At 69.0% G+C, this 14,201-nt stretch carries 14 protein-coding genes; 10 read left to right on the top strand and 4 right to left on the bottom strand.

What is annotated here, in order from left to right; translation table 11 throughout:
• Positions 1 to 150 precede the first annotated feature (150 nt).
• From ACWIGI_RS31500 to hisG, 4 genes are all read left to right on the top strand, one after another.
• Entirely contained in the window at positions 151 to 363 is a 213-nt protein-coding gene (locus ACWIGI_RS31500) for a hypothetical protein (RefSeq protein ID WP_454206466.1), read from the top strand.
• An 84-nt stretch (positions 364 to 447) separates the two neighbouring features.
• Complete coding sequence (locus tag ACWIGI_RS31495; protein WP_454206464.1) at positions 448 to 1,029, top strand: TerD family protein; 582 nt, start codon at positions 448 to 450, stop codon at positions 1,027 to 1,029.
• A 171-nt stretch (positions 1,030 to 1,200) separates the two neighbouring features.
• Entirely contained in the window at positions 1,201 to 1,464 is a 264-nt protein-coding gene (locus tag ACWIGI_RS31490; protein WP_067710097.1) for a phosphoribosyl-ATP diphosphatase, read from the top strand.
• 87 nt (positions 1,465 to 1,551) lie between these two features.
• Positions 1,552 to 2,403 (top strand): ATP phosphoribosyltransferase, encoded by an 852-nt coding sequence (gene hisG, locus ACWIGI_RS31485; protein ID WP_454206462.1) that lies wholly within the window; start codon positions 1,552 to 1,554, stop codon positions 2,401 to 2,403.
• Between the two features lie 57 nt (positions 2,404 to 2,460).
• On the opposite strand, the gene ACWIGI_RS31480 is transcribed toward hisG, so the two are convergent.
• Positions 2,461 to 3,384, bottom strand: a complete 924-nt coding sequence (locus ACWIGI_RS31480) for a RecB family exonuclease (protein WP_454206460.1) — start codon at positions 3,382 to 3,384, stop codon at positions 2,461 to 2,463.
• Between the two features lie 86 nt (positions 3,385 to 3,470).
• Here ACWIGI_RS31480 and ACWIGI_RS31475 point away from each other — a divergent pair, with 86 nt between their 5' ends.
• Positions 3,471 to 4,304: a tRNA (adenine-N1)-methyltransferase gene (locus ACWIGI_RS31475; RefSeq protein ID WP_454206458.1), complete on the top strand. Its 834-nt coding sequence runs from the start codon at positions 3,471 to 3,473 to the stop codon at positions 4,302 to 4,304.
• Between the two features lie 171 nt (positions 4,305 to 4,475).
• On the opposite strand, the gene ACWIGI_RS31470 is transcribed toward ACWIGI_RS31475, so the two are convergent.
• Both ACWIGI_RS31470 and ACWIGI_RS31465 read right to left on the bottom strand, forming a co-directional pair.
• Complete coding sequence (locus ACWIGI_RS31470) at positions 4,476 to 4,898, bottom strand: hypothetical protein (RefSeq protein ID WP_454206456.1); 423 nt, start codon at positions 4,896 to 4,898, stop codon at positions 4,476 to 4,478.
• A gap of 54 nt (positions 4,899 to 4,952) precedes the next feature.
• Entirely contained in the window at positions 4,953 to 5,414 is a 462-nt protein-coding gene (locus tag ACWIGI_RS31465) for a hypothetical protein (protein WP_454206454.1), read from the bottom strand.
• Positions 5,415 to 5,657: 243 nt separating this feature from the next.
• Between ACWIGI_RS31465 and arc the strand changes: the two genes are divergently transcribed.
• The 4 genes from arc to ACWIGI_RS31445 all read left to right on the top strand — a co-directional run bounded on the left by arc (position 5,658) and on the right by ACWIGI_RS31445 (position 11,796).
• Entirely contained in the window at positions 5,658 to 7,418 is a 1,761-nt protein-coding gene (arc, locus tag ACWIGI_RS31460) for a proteasome ATPase (protein ID WP_454206453.1), read from the top strand.
• A gap of 175 nt (positions 7,419 to 7,593) precedes the next feature.
• A complete protein-coding gene (locus tag ACWIGI_RS31455; protein ID WP_454206451.1) occupies positions 7,594 to 9,072 on the top strand; it encodes a serine/threonine-protein kinase in 1,479 nt (492 codons plus the stop codon).
• Positions 9,059 to 10,324, top strand: a complete 1,266-nt coding sequence (locus ACWIGI_RS31450; RefSeq protein ID WP_454206449.1) for a DUF7373 family lipoprotein — start codon at positions 9,059 to 9,061, stop codon at positions 10,322 to 10,324. Before ACWIGI_RS31455 ends, ACWIGI_RS31450 begins: the two co-directional genes overlap by 14 nt.
• The gene (locus tag ACWIGI_RS31445) at positions 10,321 to 11,796 is read left to right on the top strand and encodes a serine/threonine-protein kinase (RefSeq protein ID WP_454206447.1); all 1,476 of its coding nucleotides are present in this window, start codon (positions 10,321 to 10,323) and stop codon (positions 11,794 to 11,796) included. Before ACWIGI_RS31450 ends, ACWIGI_RS31445 begins: the two co-directional genes overlap by 4 nt.
• Before the next feature lie 18 nt (positions 11,797 to 11,814).
• Here the strand turns inward: ACWIGI_RS31445 and ACWIGI_RS31440 are convergent, their stop codons facing one another.
• A complete protein-coding gene (locus ACWIGI_RS31440) occupies positions 11,815 to 12,252 on the bottom strand; it encodes a MarR family winged helix-turn-helix transcriptional regulator (protein ID WP_454206445.1) in 438 nt (145 codons plus the stop codon).
• An 84-nt stretch (positions 12,253 to 12,336) separates the two neighbouring features.
• Between ACWIGI_RS31440 and ACWIGI_RS31435 the strand changes: the two genes are divergently transcribed.
• Entirely contained in the window at positions 12,337 to 14,097 is a 1,761-nt protein-coding gene (locus ACWIGI_RS31435; RefSeq protein WP_454206443.1) for an ABC transporter ATP-binding protein, read from the top strand.
• The last annotated feature ends 104 nt before the right edge of the window (positions 14,098 to 14,201 follow it).

Here is a 14,201-nt window from a genome sequence, read left to right as displayed (position 1 = left end):
CTGGGGATCGCCCCGGCCGGTAGGGAATTGGGCACTTCGATTCGGTAGTCGTCAGTGTCCGTACCGGATTCACGAACCGCCGCTCTCGAAGGCTCTCCCCGCGGCTCGGGCGCAGCCCACCCACCATCGAATCCCAAGGAGGTGACCGAGATGTTCGACGACCTTCCCCCCACCGACACGAAGACCTACATGAGCCACAACTACCCCGAGCGTCCCGTGCTCGATCTGGAGATCGCCAAACGCGAGCGGGACAAGCACCGGGACTGCGGCGACGACTGCGACGCCAAGCGCTACTACACCCGGCTGGTGCCGCAGATCGAGCGGCGCGCGGGCGCGTGGAACATCTGGATCCGACCCAGCTGACGCCTCGCAAACCGTCGTGCGGGCCTGTCACCTGCTATTTCTCTGCCCCCCAACGAAATCGGCGATCGCCGGTACGCTGTGTGCGTGATTACGCTTCGAAAAGAAGACGGTGCGGCTGATCTCGGCGGGATCACCAAACTGAGTGTGGGTGTGAGCTGGGATCCCTCGGCGGGCAGCAGCGGCGGTGTGCTCGGCATCGCGCGGCGCAAGCGCGGGGTGGATCTGGATCTGATCGCGATTCTCATGCAGGGCGCCGAGCCGGTGCGCTTCGCGGGCCTGGATTCGCTCGATCCGCTCGGCAACGGCGCGGTCCTGCACACCGGTGACGAGCAGACCGGTGCGGCCAGCGGCGACGACGAGACCGTGCACGTGACGTTCGGCAGCGTCCCGACCGCCATCGACTCGATCATCTTCGTCGCTGCCGCCTTCAAGAAGGGATCGAGTTTCGAGAAGGCCAACAACATCTCCTTCAAGATCTACGACGCGACCGGCGGCAGCACCCAGCAGGTCGCCGACATCTGGCCCTCGCTGCTGGGCGCCGACAACGCCAACGCCATCGCCCGGGCCTTCCGCAACGGCCCCGACTGGCAGCTCGAGGTGCTCGACCGCAAGGGCAAGATCAAGCAGGGCGACATGCAGGCCCTGCTGCGCTTCGGCCTGGCCTGACCGGGCGCGCGACCCCGCGCTCACACGCCCGACCCCCGAGACCCCCGGCCCGCCGACGCGGGTGCACCGGGGGTCTCCGCGTCCGTCCGCAACCGGCCCGCGCCGCTGACCGCACCGAACGGACCGGGTGAATTGCGGGCCGGATGCGGCCGTCTGCGAGAATGACTCACCGTGAAAACTTTCGAAGCCCTGTTCGCCGAGCTGCAGGATCGTGCTGTCAACCGACCCGAGGGGTCCGGAACCGTCGCCGCCTTGGACGCCGGAGTGCATGCGCAGGGCAAGAAGGTACTGGAGGAGGCCGGCGAAGTCTGGCTCGCCGCCGAGCATGAGAGCGACGAATCCCTTTCGGAGGAGATATCCCAACTCCTCTATTGGGTGCAGGTGCTGATGGTGGGCCGCGGCTTGCGGCTCGAGGACGTCTACCGACATCTGTGATGCGCCGATTCACCGCACAGCCAGTGCGGCCGACGACCCCGCGACCACTGTCTTCGCGTCCACCCACCCGCCCCGAAAGGAATATCTATGCTTCGCGTCGCCGTCCCCAATAAGGGATCGCTCAGTGAGATGGCCGTGGCCATCCTCGCCGAGGCCGGCTACCGCGGCCGTAAGGACGCCCGCGATCTGAGCGTGCTCGATCCGGGCAACCAGGTCGAGTTCTTCTTCTTGCGCCCCAAGGACATCGCCATCTACGTCGGCTCCGGTGAGCTCGACCTCGGCATCACCGGGCGCGACCTCGCGCTCGACTCCGGCGCCCCCGTGCAGGAGCGCCTGGCCCTGGGCTTCGGCCGCTCCACCTTCCGCTACGCCGCCCCTGCGGGCCGCGAATGGAAGGTCGAGGACCTCTACGACAAGCGCATCGCCACCTCGTACCCCAACCTGGTGCTCGCGGACCTGCAGGCCCGTGGCATCGAGGCCGAGGTCATCCGCCTCGACGGCGCGGTGGAGATCTCCATCCAGCTCGGTGTGGCCGACGCCATCGCCGACGTCGTGGGCTCCGGCCGGACCCTGCGCCAGCACAACCTCGTCGCCTTCGGTGACTCGCTGTGCGACTCGGAGGGCGTGCTCATCGAGGCCAAGGGCGCCGATCAGCAAAACAAGGCGCGCAACCAGCTGGTCGCGCGCATCCAGGGCGTGGTCTTCGCCCAGCAGTACCTGATGCTGGACTACGACTGCCCGAAGGAGCTGCTGGACGCCGCGGTCCGGATCACCCCGGGTCTGGAGTCGCCGACGGTGTCCCCGCTGACCGATCCGGACTGGGTCGCCGTGCGCGCCCTGGTGCCGCGCAAGAACGGCAACGAGCTCATGGATCAGCTCGCCGATCTCGGCGCGAAGGCCATCCTGGCCACCGACATTCGGTCCTGCCGCGCCTTCTGATTCCTCGAAGATCGTGCGCCCGCTGCGTTTTCGCGGCGGGCGCACGTCGTTCGCGGGCTAATCGGCTGGCAGGTCCGCGGATTCGATCTCGGCGGCCGCCGCGATGACGACCGGTGTCGGCAGATCCTGCCGCCCGCCCGAGAGCGGTTGCGGGTCGGCCGGGTAAGGCGGTGGGGTGCCGCCGAATTCGGGGCACAGCGGTTTGAAATCGCAGTACTTGCACAGCCACGACCGGCTGGGCGGGAAGTCGCCCGAGGCGGTCGCGGACTGGATCGCCAGCCACAGCGCGGACACGATGCGCTCGAACCGCAGCAACTCTTCGGCTTCGGGCTCGTAGGTCAGGGTCTGCTCGTCGGCCAGGTACATCAGGCGCAGCGCCGTCGGGGCGGCGCCGAAGGTGCGCAGCAGCACCAGCGCGTAGAACTTGAGCTGGAACAGCGCGCGCATCTCGTGGTCGGGCGCGGGTGATTTCCCGGTCTTGTAGTCGATGACGTGCAGGCCGCCGTCGTCCGCGCGGTCGATGCGATCCACGTAGCCGCGCAGCGGGGTGCCGTCGGGCAGATCGGCCTCGACGAACGCCTCGAGCGACTGCGGGGTGAACGCGGTGGGGTCCTCCAGGCGGAAATACACCTCGACCAGCGCGCGCACCTCCGCGAAGAAGCTCTCCAGCTCATCATTGGCAACCAGGTCGGCGGTGTCGGTGCGCGACGCGGTCAGGCGTTCCCACGCCGGGGCGATCAGCGCGTCCGCGTGCGCCCGATCGCGCTCGGGCGCGGGCAGTCCGAACAGGTCCTCCAGGACCGAGTGCACGAGCGTGCCGCGCACCGCCGCGCGCGAGGGGGGCTCGGGGATCCGATCGATGGCGCGTAGTCGATACTTCAGCGGGCACTGTTTGAAATCTATTGCGCGCGAAGGCGACAGCGCGGGCCTGCGTGGCGTCTCGCCCGCCGAGTCCGGGGTAGTGATAGCGGGTACCGACATACCTGGCAGGCTAAACGCCGGCACCGACAAGGTGCGATGCCGATTCGGCAGCGAAATCGCAGCGAAACAATGAGGGACGGAGATTCATGACGGCCAGACGGACCGGGCCTTTCCAGATCGGTGACCGGGTGCAGCTGACCGACGCCAAGGGCCGCAAGTTCACGGTGCTGCTGGCGGAGGGCGCGTTCTTCCACACCCACGCCGGCGAGATCGCGCACGACGATCTGATCGGCGCCGACGAGGGGTGCGTGGTCACCTCCGCCAAGAACACCGCCTACCTCGCGCTGCGGCCGCTGCTCACCGACTACGTGCTGTCCATGCCGCGCGGCGCGGCGGTCATCTACCCCAAGGACGCCGCGCAGATCGTGCACGAGGGCGACATCTTCCCCGGCGCGAAGGTGCTCGAGGCCGGTGCGGGCTCGGGCGCGCTGACCTGCTCGCTGCTGCGCGCGGTCGGCCCCGAGGGCAAGGTCATCTCCTGGGAGATCCGCGAGGACCACGCCGAGCACGCGGTGCGCAACGTCGAGAAGTTCTTCGGCGAACGCCCGGACAACTGGGAACTGACCCTCGGCGACGTCGCGGAGTACTCCGGCGAACAGGTCGATCGGGTCATCCTGGACATGCTGAAGCCCTGGGACACCCTGGACGCGGTCTCCAAGGCCCTGGTCCCCGGCGGCGTACTCATGGTCTACGTGGCCACCACCACGCAGATGTCCGAGGTCGTCGAGCACCTGCGCCGCCAGGAATGCTGGACCGAGCCCCGCGCCTGGGAGTCCATGGTCCGCGGCTGGCACGTGGTCGGCCTGGCCGTGCGCCCCGAGCACCGCATGCAGGGCCATACGGCCTTCCTGGTGAGCGCACGCCGCCTCGCCGACGGCACGGTGGCACCCAAGCCCCAGCGCCGCGCCGGAAAGGGCTGACGGGCGCCTGAGGGCGCTTTCGCGTCCCTGTCGCTGTGACGGGGACGCCGGGCCCGCTGGGTTCCCGGCCGCGAAAACGCTTGGACCACGCCCCTTTCACGCGAAAGCGCCCCCTGCCGACCCGGAGCAGGGGGCGCTTCGTCGTTCAGCGCGCGTGCGTGCGGCGGTGACTCAGCAGGCCGCCTTGCCCATCGCCAGGATCATGCAGCCGGTGCCCTCCGAGAGCTGCCAGGCGCCGTCGGCGTACTGCCAGGTCATGGGGACGCCGGGCATGGTGCCGTGCGGGGAGGAGATGGCGACCGCGGCGTTCGCGCCCTCGCCGTTCACCTGCGCGCCCGAGACGCCGAAACCGACATGTCCGTAGTTGCCGAGCGCGGCGCTCATCTTCTCGATGTTGCCGGACTTCGCGGCGCCGCCGACCATCAGCTTCTCCTTGTCCGCGGTGGGCACCGCGGGATCGACGAAGCGGTCGAGCGTGGACTGCAACTCCTCCGGCGACGGAGCCGGTGCGGCGGCGGCCTGGCCCGCGCCCGCGGCGAGGAGCAGGGCCGTGCCGGCGGCGGCGAGGGTGAGGCGGGCGGTGCGAGCGAGCATGTGCGAACGTGCCTTTCGGGTCTTTCGGGTTTCTCGAGTTATGCGAGAAAGCTATTACGGCTGGCAGGCGGCGCGGGCCATGCCGAGTAGGGTGCAGGCGCCGGCGTCGGCGAGCTTCCAGCTGCCGCCGTCGTACTGGAACGCGATCGGCACGCCCGGCATGGCGCCGTGCGGCGAGCCGACGGCGACGGTCGCCGTGGCGGTGTTGCCCTCGGTCTTGACCTCACCGACGGTGAAGGTGACCTGGTAGCCGGCCAGGCCCTGGTTCAGGGTCTCGATGTTGGCCAGGCGCTTGTCGCCGCCGACCACCAGTTTCGCCTTGTCAGCGGCCGGTTTCGCGGGATCGGCGAAGCCGGTCAGGATGCCCTGGAGCTCGGCCGCCGTGGGTGCGGGAGCGGTGGCCGCGGCCTGTGTCGTGGCGCTCGCCGAGGTCGAATGGTTGGAATGGGTGTTGTCCTCGGAGCCGCAACCCGCCACAGTTGCGGTAACGGCGAGGGCCGCAGCAGCGGTAGCCACGGAAACACGCAGCGTCCGCGTGACGTTGCGCATACCAGGGATACGGCCGGTGGGAAGGAGCATCTACGGCACCCTTTCGGATCGGCGGCGAAGTAACTCGCCGGAAACAGGTTAGGGCAGGCTAACATGCTTGACCGGGCCGCCCGCCGCAGCCTAGATGTGATCACGACGAAACCATGTCGGAAAGCGGGATCGAGTATCGCCCGGTAGCGTTGATAGACCGGGACTGGGAGGAGCAGCATCATGAGCCCCAACGAACATTCGGATTCGGCAGCCTGGAGGGAACTCGAGGCGGTACGTGCCGAGGCGGCTGCACTCCGGAGGCAACTCGCCGATTCACCGGATCGCGCACGGGAATTGGAAGCGCGCATCGATTCGCTGACGATTCGCAACACCAAGCTGATGGACACGCTCAAGGAAGCTCGTCAGCAATTGGTCGCGCTACGTGAGGAAGTCGATCGGCTCGGCCAGCCGCCGAGCGGCTACGGCGTCCTCCTGGGTGTGTACGAGGATCAGACGGTCGACGTCTTCACCTCGGGACGCAAAATGCGCCTGACGTGTTCGCCGAACATCGACACCACCATTCTCGTCCAGGGTCAAACGGTGCGTCTCAACGAGGCACTGACCGTGGTCGAGGCGGGCCGGTTCGATCAGATCGGTGAAATCGGCACGCTGCGCGAGATTCTCGACGACGGCAAGCGCGCCCTCGTGGTGGGCCACGCCGATGAGGAACGGGTGGTGTGGCTTTCGGGCCCGCTGTCCGAGATGGTGGACGTCGACAACATCGACGATCCCGATCGCCCCATTCGTAAACTGCGGCCGGGGGATTCGCTGCTGGTCGACTCCAAGGCCGGGTTCGCGTTCGAGCGGATTCCCAAGGCCGAGGTCGAGGACCTGGTGCTCGAGGAGGTGCCGGACGTCGACTACCTCGACATCGGCGGCCTCTCGCGCCAGATCGAGCAGATCCGCGACGCGGTGGAACTGCCGTTCCTGCACAAGGATCTGTTCCGCGAGTACGCGCTGCGGCCGCCCAAGGGCGTGCTGCTGTACGGCCCTCCCGGTTGCGGTAAGACGCTGATCGCCAAGGCGGTCGCCAACTCCCTGGCGAAGAAGATCGCCGAGGCGCGTGGCGAGGACGCCAAGGAGGCCAAGTCGTTCTTCCTGAACATCAAGGGTCCCGAGCTGCTCAACAAGTTCGTCGGTGAGACCGAGCGTCACATTCGGATCATCTTCCAGCGCGCGCGTGAGAAGGCCAGCGAAGGCACCCCCGTGATCGTGTTCTTCGACGAGATGGACTCGATCTTCCGGACCCGTGGTTCGGGTGTGTCCTCCGACGTGGAGACCACCGTTGTGCCGCAGCTGCTTTCGGAGATCGACGGCGTCGAGGGCCTGGAGAACGTCATCGTCATCGGCGCCTCCAACCGCGAGGACATGATCGACCCGGCCATCCTGCGGCCCGGCCGCCTGGACGTGAAGATCAAGATCGAGCGTCCGGACGCCGAAGCCGCACAGGACATCTTCTCCAAGTACCTGATGGATTCGCTGCCGCTGCACTCGGAGGACGTCTCGGAGTTCGACGGCGACAAGTCCAAGTGCGTGCAGGCCATGATCGAGAAGGTCGTGGAGCGCATGTACGCCGAGTCCGAGGACAACCGCTTCCTGGAGGTCACCTACGCCAACGGTGACAAGGAAGTCCTGTACTTCAAGGACTTCAACTCCGGCGCCATGATCCAGAACATCGTGGACCGGGCCAAGAAGTACGCCATCAAGTCGGTCCTCGAGTCCGGCACTCCGGGCCTTCGCATTCAGCACCTCTACGACTCCATCGTCGACGAGTTCGCCGAGAACGAAGACCTCCCCAACACCACCAACCCCGACGACTGGGCGCGCATCTCCGGCAAGAAGGGCGAGCGCATCGTCTACATCCGCACCTTGGTGACGGGCAAGAACGCCTCGGCGAGCCGGGCGATCGACACCGAATCCAACACGGGTCAGTACCTGTAGGGCGCAAGCGATTCGAGGCCCGTGCCCCCCTCGGGGGCACGGGCCTCGTGCTGTGCGGGGGCTGACCCGGCAACGGGGATGGCGATAGGGTGGAAGACCGCAAACTGGTCATTCGGTCTGTGGTTCAGCGCTTTCGGGCCGGTTCGCGGGCCCGCGGGGTGAGAGGGGAGGGCACGTGGAGTTCGCCGAGGGCGCGATCTTCGCCGGTTATCGCATCGAAAGGCGGCTCGGCGCAGGCGGTTCGGGCGCGGTGTTCCTGGCCCGGCATCCGCGGTTGCCGCGCCGGGACGCGCTGAAGATACTGTCCCCGGGCAACGAACAGGATCCGCACTTCCGCGACCGATTCCTGCGCGAAGCGGAAAGCGCTGCGCGGCTGGATCATCCGAATCTCGTCACGATCCGTGATCGCGGTGAGGAGAACGGGCGGCTCTGGATCGCCATGCAGTACGTGGAGGGCCACGACCTGGGCGAGCTGATCCGGCGGCGCGCGGTCGGTCTCGAGCGCGCGGTGCACATTCTCACCGAGGCCGCGCGCGGGCTGGACGAGATCCATCGGGCGGGCCTGGTGCACCGGGACGTGAAACCCGCCAATATCCTTGTCGCCGACCAGGGATCCGGTCCGGACCGGGCGCTCATCACCGATTTCGGCGTCGCGCGCCGGGCGAGCGAGGCCACCGCGGACGGGCGCTCGGGCATGTCCGGCACCGTCGCCTACGCCGCACCGGAACAGTTCACCGGCGCCGGCTCGGACCATCGGGCCGACGTCTACGCGCTCGGCTGCACGCTGTACCACCTGCTCACCGGGTACCCACCGTTCCCGCACGATTCCTTCGGCGCTGTCATGTACGCGCACGTGCACGAACCACCGCCGCGGCCATCGGTGCGAAATCCCGAGGTGCCGAAGGGTTTCGACGCGATCGTCGCCGCGGCCATGGCGAAGTCGCCCGGCGACAGGTACGACAGCTGCGGTGAACTGGCCGCCGCCGCGCGCGTCGTGCTCGCGGGCGGCGCGGCGGCGGTCCCGCGCCGGGCTGTTCGGCGCGGCCGCCGGCTCGCGGGCGTCGCGGCGGTCACGGTCGCCGCCGCGGCCGCCGCCTGGTTTCTGGTGACCGGCCAGGACCGCGCCGCGCCCGCGGCCGCCGCCGACCACCCGGCCCGGACCGGCACCACCGAGCCGACGGAGTGGGGTGACTTCGGCTTTCTGGCACAGGCGTTCCCCGACCTGCTGCCGCCCACGCCGCGGGCCGCCGGGTACCAGGATCTGAGCACCTGCAGCAGCTTCAGCGAGAACGAACAGCTCACCCAGATGCGCAGCACCGGCAAGATCATGACCATCTCCTGCCAGGGTGATCTCGATCCGGTGTGGCTCGTGCAGTTCGTGTGCCGGACCGACCGGGCGCCGATCGAACCGGCGCTGCCCCCGGCCTTCGCCGAGGGCGACGAGCAGTGGCGGCGCCCCTCGGGCAGCGGTCGGCTCTTCTGGGGCAAGTACCAGGCCGAGGGGACCGGCACGCTGATGGACGGCAAGAACGCGGGGGTGCTCGATGTGTATTTCGACGAGCCGAGCCGGAACTTCTGCCGCATTCAGGTGATCGGCGACACCCCGGACGGCGCCGACCTGCGGAGCAGGTGGTGGATCGATGCGCCGATCTGATCGGATGGCGGTGGGACCGCGATCGACGTCGCGGCGGGCACCGGTTCCACTGGCGCTGCTGCTCGCGGTGATTCTCGGATTCGCCACGGGCTGCACGATTCCCGGCTCCGCGGTGCCGGCGTATCCGGATCCGGCGTCCATGGACTCCGGCGCGTACAGCGTGGAGCCGCTGCGGGAACCGCCCGGCGCCGAGAAGTACGGGCGCGTGGTGGAATCGGCGCGGCTGGCCGAGGTGATGGTGGATCCGGCCGAGATCGAGGCGACGCTCGCGTTCACCGTCAACGCGTACGGGGTACTGCCGTTGCCCACGGCCGCCAAAGCCGGTGCGCTGCTGGGGGAATCGGCGGGTGCGGTCCTGCGCCGGGAAGGCATGCTGGCCGGCTGCGCGGTCGCCGGAACCGATGCGGCCGAGGGGAGCCCGGCGGTCGGCGCGGCACGGGTGGTGTCGGTGGCGGTGCTGCGTCTTCCGGATGCCGACGCCGCGCAGCGCGCCGCGCGCGACATGAACGCGGCCGATCGAGTGGCCGGGAGCGTGACGGTGTCCATTCCGGGTCATGCCGCGGCGCAGGCGCACTGGCGGCCGGGGGTGCCCACGCTGTCGGCGACCATCGCGCGGGACGCCTACGTCATCAGCGTGCTCGCCGGGCACACCGCCGCCGATCTCACGGCGCTGAGCGCGGTGGCGCAGAAGGCGATGACGCTGCAGATATCGCGGCTCACCGCGTTCGCGCCGACCCCGGCGGACCGGATCGCGAGCCTCCCGCTCGATCGCGAGGGCATGATCCGCCGCCTGGTGCCGGGGGCCCCGGATCGCTGGCCCTATCCCGCAGTCGTCGTCGCGCCGACCGTGCCCACGGCGGTGTGGGACGCGCGGATCATCGCCTCCGGTGTGGTGTACGGCTCCCGGGCGGCCGCGCTGTTGCAGGGTGTGCGCAGTGCGCGCCGCCCGATCGACGCGATCGCCCTGAACACCTCGAACGTACTGACCCGATACTCGAACTCGGCCGACGCGCGCGGCGCATTCGGCGATGCGGTCCGTGCGGCCGCCCTGAACGAGACCGCCGTGACTGTACCCGGCCCGGAGGGAATGCCGGACGTGCTGTGCCTGGACGACCCGACGAACGCGGCGATCAGATACACCTGCCGCCTGCTGGTCGGCCGCTATGTCGCCGTCGTCAACAATCGTGAGCTCGCCACCCTGCGCCAGCGGGTGGTCGCCCAGTACGGCCTGCTCGTCAGCGGCGGCGAATGACGGACGAGAAGCTGCTTCCCGGAACGATATTCGCGGGATACCGGATAGTCCGGGTGCTCGGCCGGGGTGGAATGGGGACCGTCTATCTGGGACGGCACCCGCGCCTGCCGCGTTTCGACGCGCTCAAGGTGCTGCCGGGTGAGCTCGCCGAGGATCCGCAGTTCCGGGCGCGGTTCGTTCGGGAGGCCGAGGTGGCCGCGCGCGTCGAGCATCCGAACATCGTCGAGGTCTGGGATCGCGGGATCGAGAGCGGCAGGCTCTGGATCGCGATGCGGTTCGTGGACGGTACCGACGCGAGCGAGCTGCTGCGCCGGCGCGGTTCGGGGGCATTGGGATCGGACGAGGCGATGCACGTGGTGTCCGAGGCCGCCAGGGGGCTCGATGCCGCACACCGGGCGGGCCTGCTGCACCGGGACGTGAAGCCGGCCAACATCCTGCTCGAATCCCGGCCGGGCGCACCGGATCGGGTGTACGTCTCGGACTTCGGCATTGCCCGGTCGGCGACCCAGGCCACCATGCTGACCAGACCGGGCGCGGTCGTGGCGACGCTGGCCTACGCGGCGCCCGAAGTGTTCGAGAGCGCACCGGTCGACCATCGCGTCGACGTGTACGCACTCGGCTGCGTGCTGTACGAACTGCTGACGGGGGCAAAACCTTTCGAGCGCGCCGACGAGATGCGGCTCATGGTGGCGCATCTGCAGGACCCGCCGCCGAGCGCGACGGCTGCCGATCCGTCCCTGCCGGCCGCCATCGACGCGGTCATCGCCCGGGCGCTGGCCAAGAATCCGGCGGCACGCTACGGGTCCTGCGGTGAGCTCGCCGATGCGGCCCGGGCCGCCCTGCACGGCGAGCCGCCGGTTCCGGAGCAACCACCGGCAGCGCGCCGGCGACTGGGCGTCACGCTCGGAGTGGGTGTGACCGTGCTGGCGGTGGCGGTCCTCGCGGTGGTGGGTGTGCGCGTCCGGGGCGCGGACGAACCGCAGCCGGCGGCCGCTGCACCGACCACCACCGCGCCGGTGCTCACCTGGGGGCAGTACGACTTCCTGGTGCGGGCTTTCCCGGACCTGCTGCCGAAGACGCCGCTGTCGGTGGGCTTCGAGTCCATGCGCTGCACCACCTTCCCCGATGAACCGTCGGTGAGCGACACCACGCCGCTGCCGGCTATGGCCGATCTGGACTGCCGCGGCACCGCGAATCCGGTGGCCCATCTGTTCGTCATCTGCAACACGGACCGGACGCCGTTGGCCACGCAGTTGCCGGATGGGGTCCGGCCCGCCGTCGAATCCTGGGAACGCGCGTCCGGCCGCGGGCGGGTGTACTGGTGGGACAGCACCGACAATCTGGGTAATCCGCAGGGCCACTTGTCGATTCAGTTCGACGATGCCGCCCGGAACTTCTGCGGGATCGGTGTGACCGGCACGGTTACCGGACGGGAGATGTTCGAGCGCTGGTTTCCCGGTATGCCGATCTAGGTGCCGGAAACGCGACCGTCACCGCTTGCCGGTGGCGGCCGCGTCGAGTTCGGCCAGGATGTCGCGCAGGGTTTCGCGACGGTCCGGCCGTAGTTCGGCGAAGAGGTTCTCGGCGGCTCGGCGGCGGGCCGCGCCTATGCGGGCGAGCGTCGACCGGCCGGCGTCGGTGAGCGAGACCAGAGTCGCGCGGCGGTTGGTGGGGTCGGTGGCACGGGCGACGAGGCCGGCCGACTCTAGGGCGTCCACGACGGTGGTGGCCGAGCGGGGGACTATGCCGAGGCGATCGGCCAGATCGGACATGCGCAGGGGAGCGTCGGCCCGGCTCAGGGTGTGCAGGGCACGGCTCTGCCCGGGGGTGAGGCCGAGGGGCGCGAGGTCGGTCAGCTGCGAGTGGCGGATGCGTTTGGCGGTCCGCAGGAAGAGCTCGGGGAGGTCGGCGTCGGGGCTCTCGTCCATGATTCTGAGCATAGGTCATAGTTGCCGGGAACATTATTGAGTGAGACTCAGTTATGTGTGTTGTTCCCGAGGAAGGAGGCGCCTATGGCCGCCCGATCCGAGCTGCGCCGGATAATCCGGCTGTTCCATCCCTATCGTTCCCGGCTCGCCCTGGTCGGCGCGCTGGTGGCCCTCGCCTCGGCGGTGGGCCTGGCCTCACCGTTCCTGGTGCGCGGCATCATCGACGACGCCCTGCCGCACGGGCGGACGGGGCTGCTCACCCTGATGGCCGCGGGCATGATCGCGGTGTCCGCGCTGACCGCTGTCTTCGGGGTCTGGCAGACGTATCTGTCGACCGCCGTGGGGCAGCGGGTCATGCACGATCTGCGGACCGCGGTCTACGCGCGGTTGCAGTCGATGCCGCTCTCGTTCTTCACCGCGACCCGCACCGGTGAGGTGCAGTCGCGCATCGCCAACGACATCGGCGGCATGCAGTCCACGGTCACCTCGACCGCGACCTCGCTCATCTCCAACTTCACCTCCGTGCTCGCCGCTGTCATCGCCATGTTCGTGCTGGACTGGCGGCTGACCCTGGTGTCGCTGGCCATGCTGCCGTTTTTCGTCTGGATCAGCCGCAAGGTCGGCTCCGAGCGCCGGCGCATCACCGCCGAGAAGCAGAAGCAGCTCGCGGGCATGTCGGCGATCGTCGAGGAATCGCTGTCGGTCAGCGGAATTCTGCTGGGCCGCACCATGGGTCGCTCCCCGGCGCTGGTCGACGACTTCGCGAAGGAGTCGCGCGGGCTGGTGGATCTCGAGATCCGCTCCGGCATGGCCGGGCGGTGGCGGCAGTCGACCATCACCATCGTGATGGCGGCCATGCCCGCGGTGGTGTACTGGGCGGCGGGTCTGACCGCGGCCTCGGGCAACCCGCTGGTGTCCATCGGCACGCTGGTCGCGTTCACCACGCTGCAGGCCGGACTGCTGCGGCCCGCGGTGATGCTGCTGTCCACCGGTGTGGAAGTGCAGAGTTCGCTGGCGCTGTTCGGGCGCATCTTCGAATACCTGGACCTGACACCCGATATCGCCGAACCGGCCGTCCCGGCCGCGTTGCCCGAGCGGGGCGTGCGCGGCGACGTGCGCTTCGAGGGCGTGAGCTTCACCTACGATCCCGCCGATCGAAAGGTGCTGAACGACATCGACATCAGCGTGCCCGAGGGCACGAGCCTGGCGATCGTCGGCGAAACGGGTTCCGGCAAGACCACACTCGGCTACCTGGTGGCCCGGCTCTATGACGTCACCGACGGCCGGGTCGCGATCGACGGAATCGACGTGCGGGAGCTGAGTTTCGCGGACCTGGCGAACACCGTGGGCGTGGTGTCGCAGGAGACCTACCTGTTCCACGCCTCGGTCGCGGACAACCTGCGCTTCGCCAAACCCGATGCCACGGACGCGGAATTGGTCGCCGCGGCCCGCGCCGCTCAGATCCACGAGCACATCGCGAGCCTGCCGCAGGGCTACGACACCCTCGTCGGCGAACGCGGCTACCGGTTCTCCGGCGGCGAGAAGCAGCGGCTCGCGGTGGCGCGCGCGATCCTGCGGAACCCGCCGATCATGGTGCTGGACGAGGCCACCAGCGCCCTGGACACCCGCACCGAGCGGGAAGTGCAGGCCGCGATCGACGCGCTGTCCTCGGGCCGGACCACGATCACCATCGCGCATCGGCTGTCGACCATTCGCAATGCCGATCAGATCGTGGTGCTCGATCACGGACGGGTCGCCGAGCGCGGAACGCACGAGGAACTGTTGGCGCGCAACGGGTTCTACGCGGATCTGCTCGCGCGCGACGAGGTGCTGGCGGCGGCCTGAGCGGCCGCGTGCCGGTTTCTGTGAGCGGTCGTGCCGCGCCGGAGTCGTGGCAGCCACCAGGGACGACCGCGCTGGAGAGTCGAAGGGGCCCCAAAAAGGAAGAT

The sequence above is a fragment of the Nocardia sp. NPDC055321 genome (genome assembly GCF_053645575.1).
Note: the sequence above shows the minus strand (reverse complement) of the source record. Positions and strands in the feature narration are given on the sequence as shown.

Excerpts from the sequence above, each read along its gene's own strand:
- ACWIGI_RS31500 (WP_454206466.1), top strand. The coding sequence starts at position 151 with ATGTTCGACGACCTTCCCCCCACCGACACGAAGACCTACATGAGCCAC.
- hisG (WP_454206462.1), top strand. The coding sequence starts at position 1,552 with ATGCTTCGCGTCGCCGTCCCCAATAAGGGATCGCTCAGTGAGATGGCC.
- ACWIGI_RS31480 (WP_454206460.1), bottom strand. The coding sequence starts at position 3,384 with ATGTCGGTACCCGCTATCACTACCCCGGACTCGGCGGGCGAGACGCCA.
- ACWIGI_RS31475 (WP_454206458.1), top strand. The coding sequence starts at position 3,471 with ATGACGGCCAGACGGACCGGGCCTTTCCAGATCGGTGACCGGGTGCAG.
- ACWIGI_RS31470 (WP_454206456.1), bottom strand. The coding sequence starts at position 4,898 with ATGCTCGCTCGCACCGCCCGCCTCACCCTCGCCGCCGCCGGCACGGCC.
- arc (WP_454206453.1), top strand. The coding sequence starts at position 5,658 with ATGAGCCCCAACGAACATTCGGATTCGGCAGCCTGGAGGGAACTCGAG.
- ACWIGI_RS31450 (WP_454206449.1), top strand. The coding sequence starts at position 9,059 with ATGCGCCGATCTGATCGGATGGCGGTGGGACCGCGATCGACGTCGCGG.
- ACWIGI_RS31445 (WP_454206447.1), top strand. The coding sequence starts at position 10,321 with ATGACGGACGAGAAGCTGCTTCCCGGAACGATATTCGCGGGATACCGG.
- ACWIGI_RS31440 (WP_454206445.1), bottom strand. The coding sequence starts at position 12,252 with ATGGACGAGAGCCCCGACGCCGACCTCCCCGAGCTCTTCCTGCGGACC.
- ACWIGI_RS31435 (WP_454206443.1), top strand. The coding sequence starts at position 12,337 with ATGGCCGCCCGATCCGAGCTGCGCCGGATAATCCGGCTGTTCCATCCC.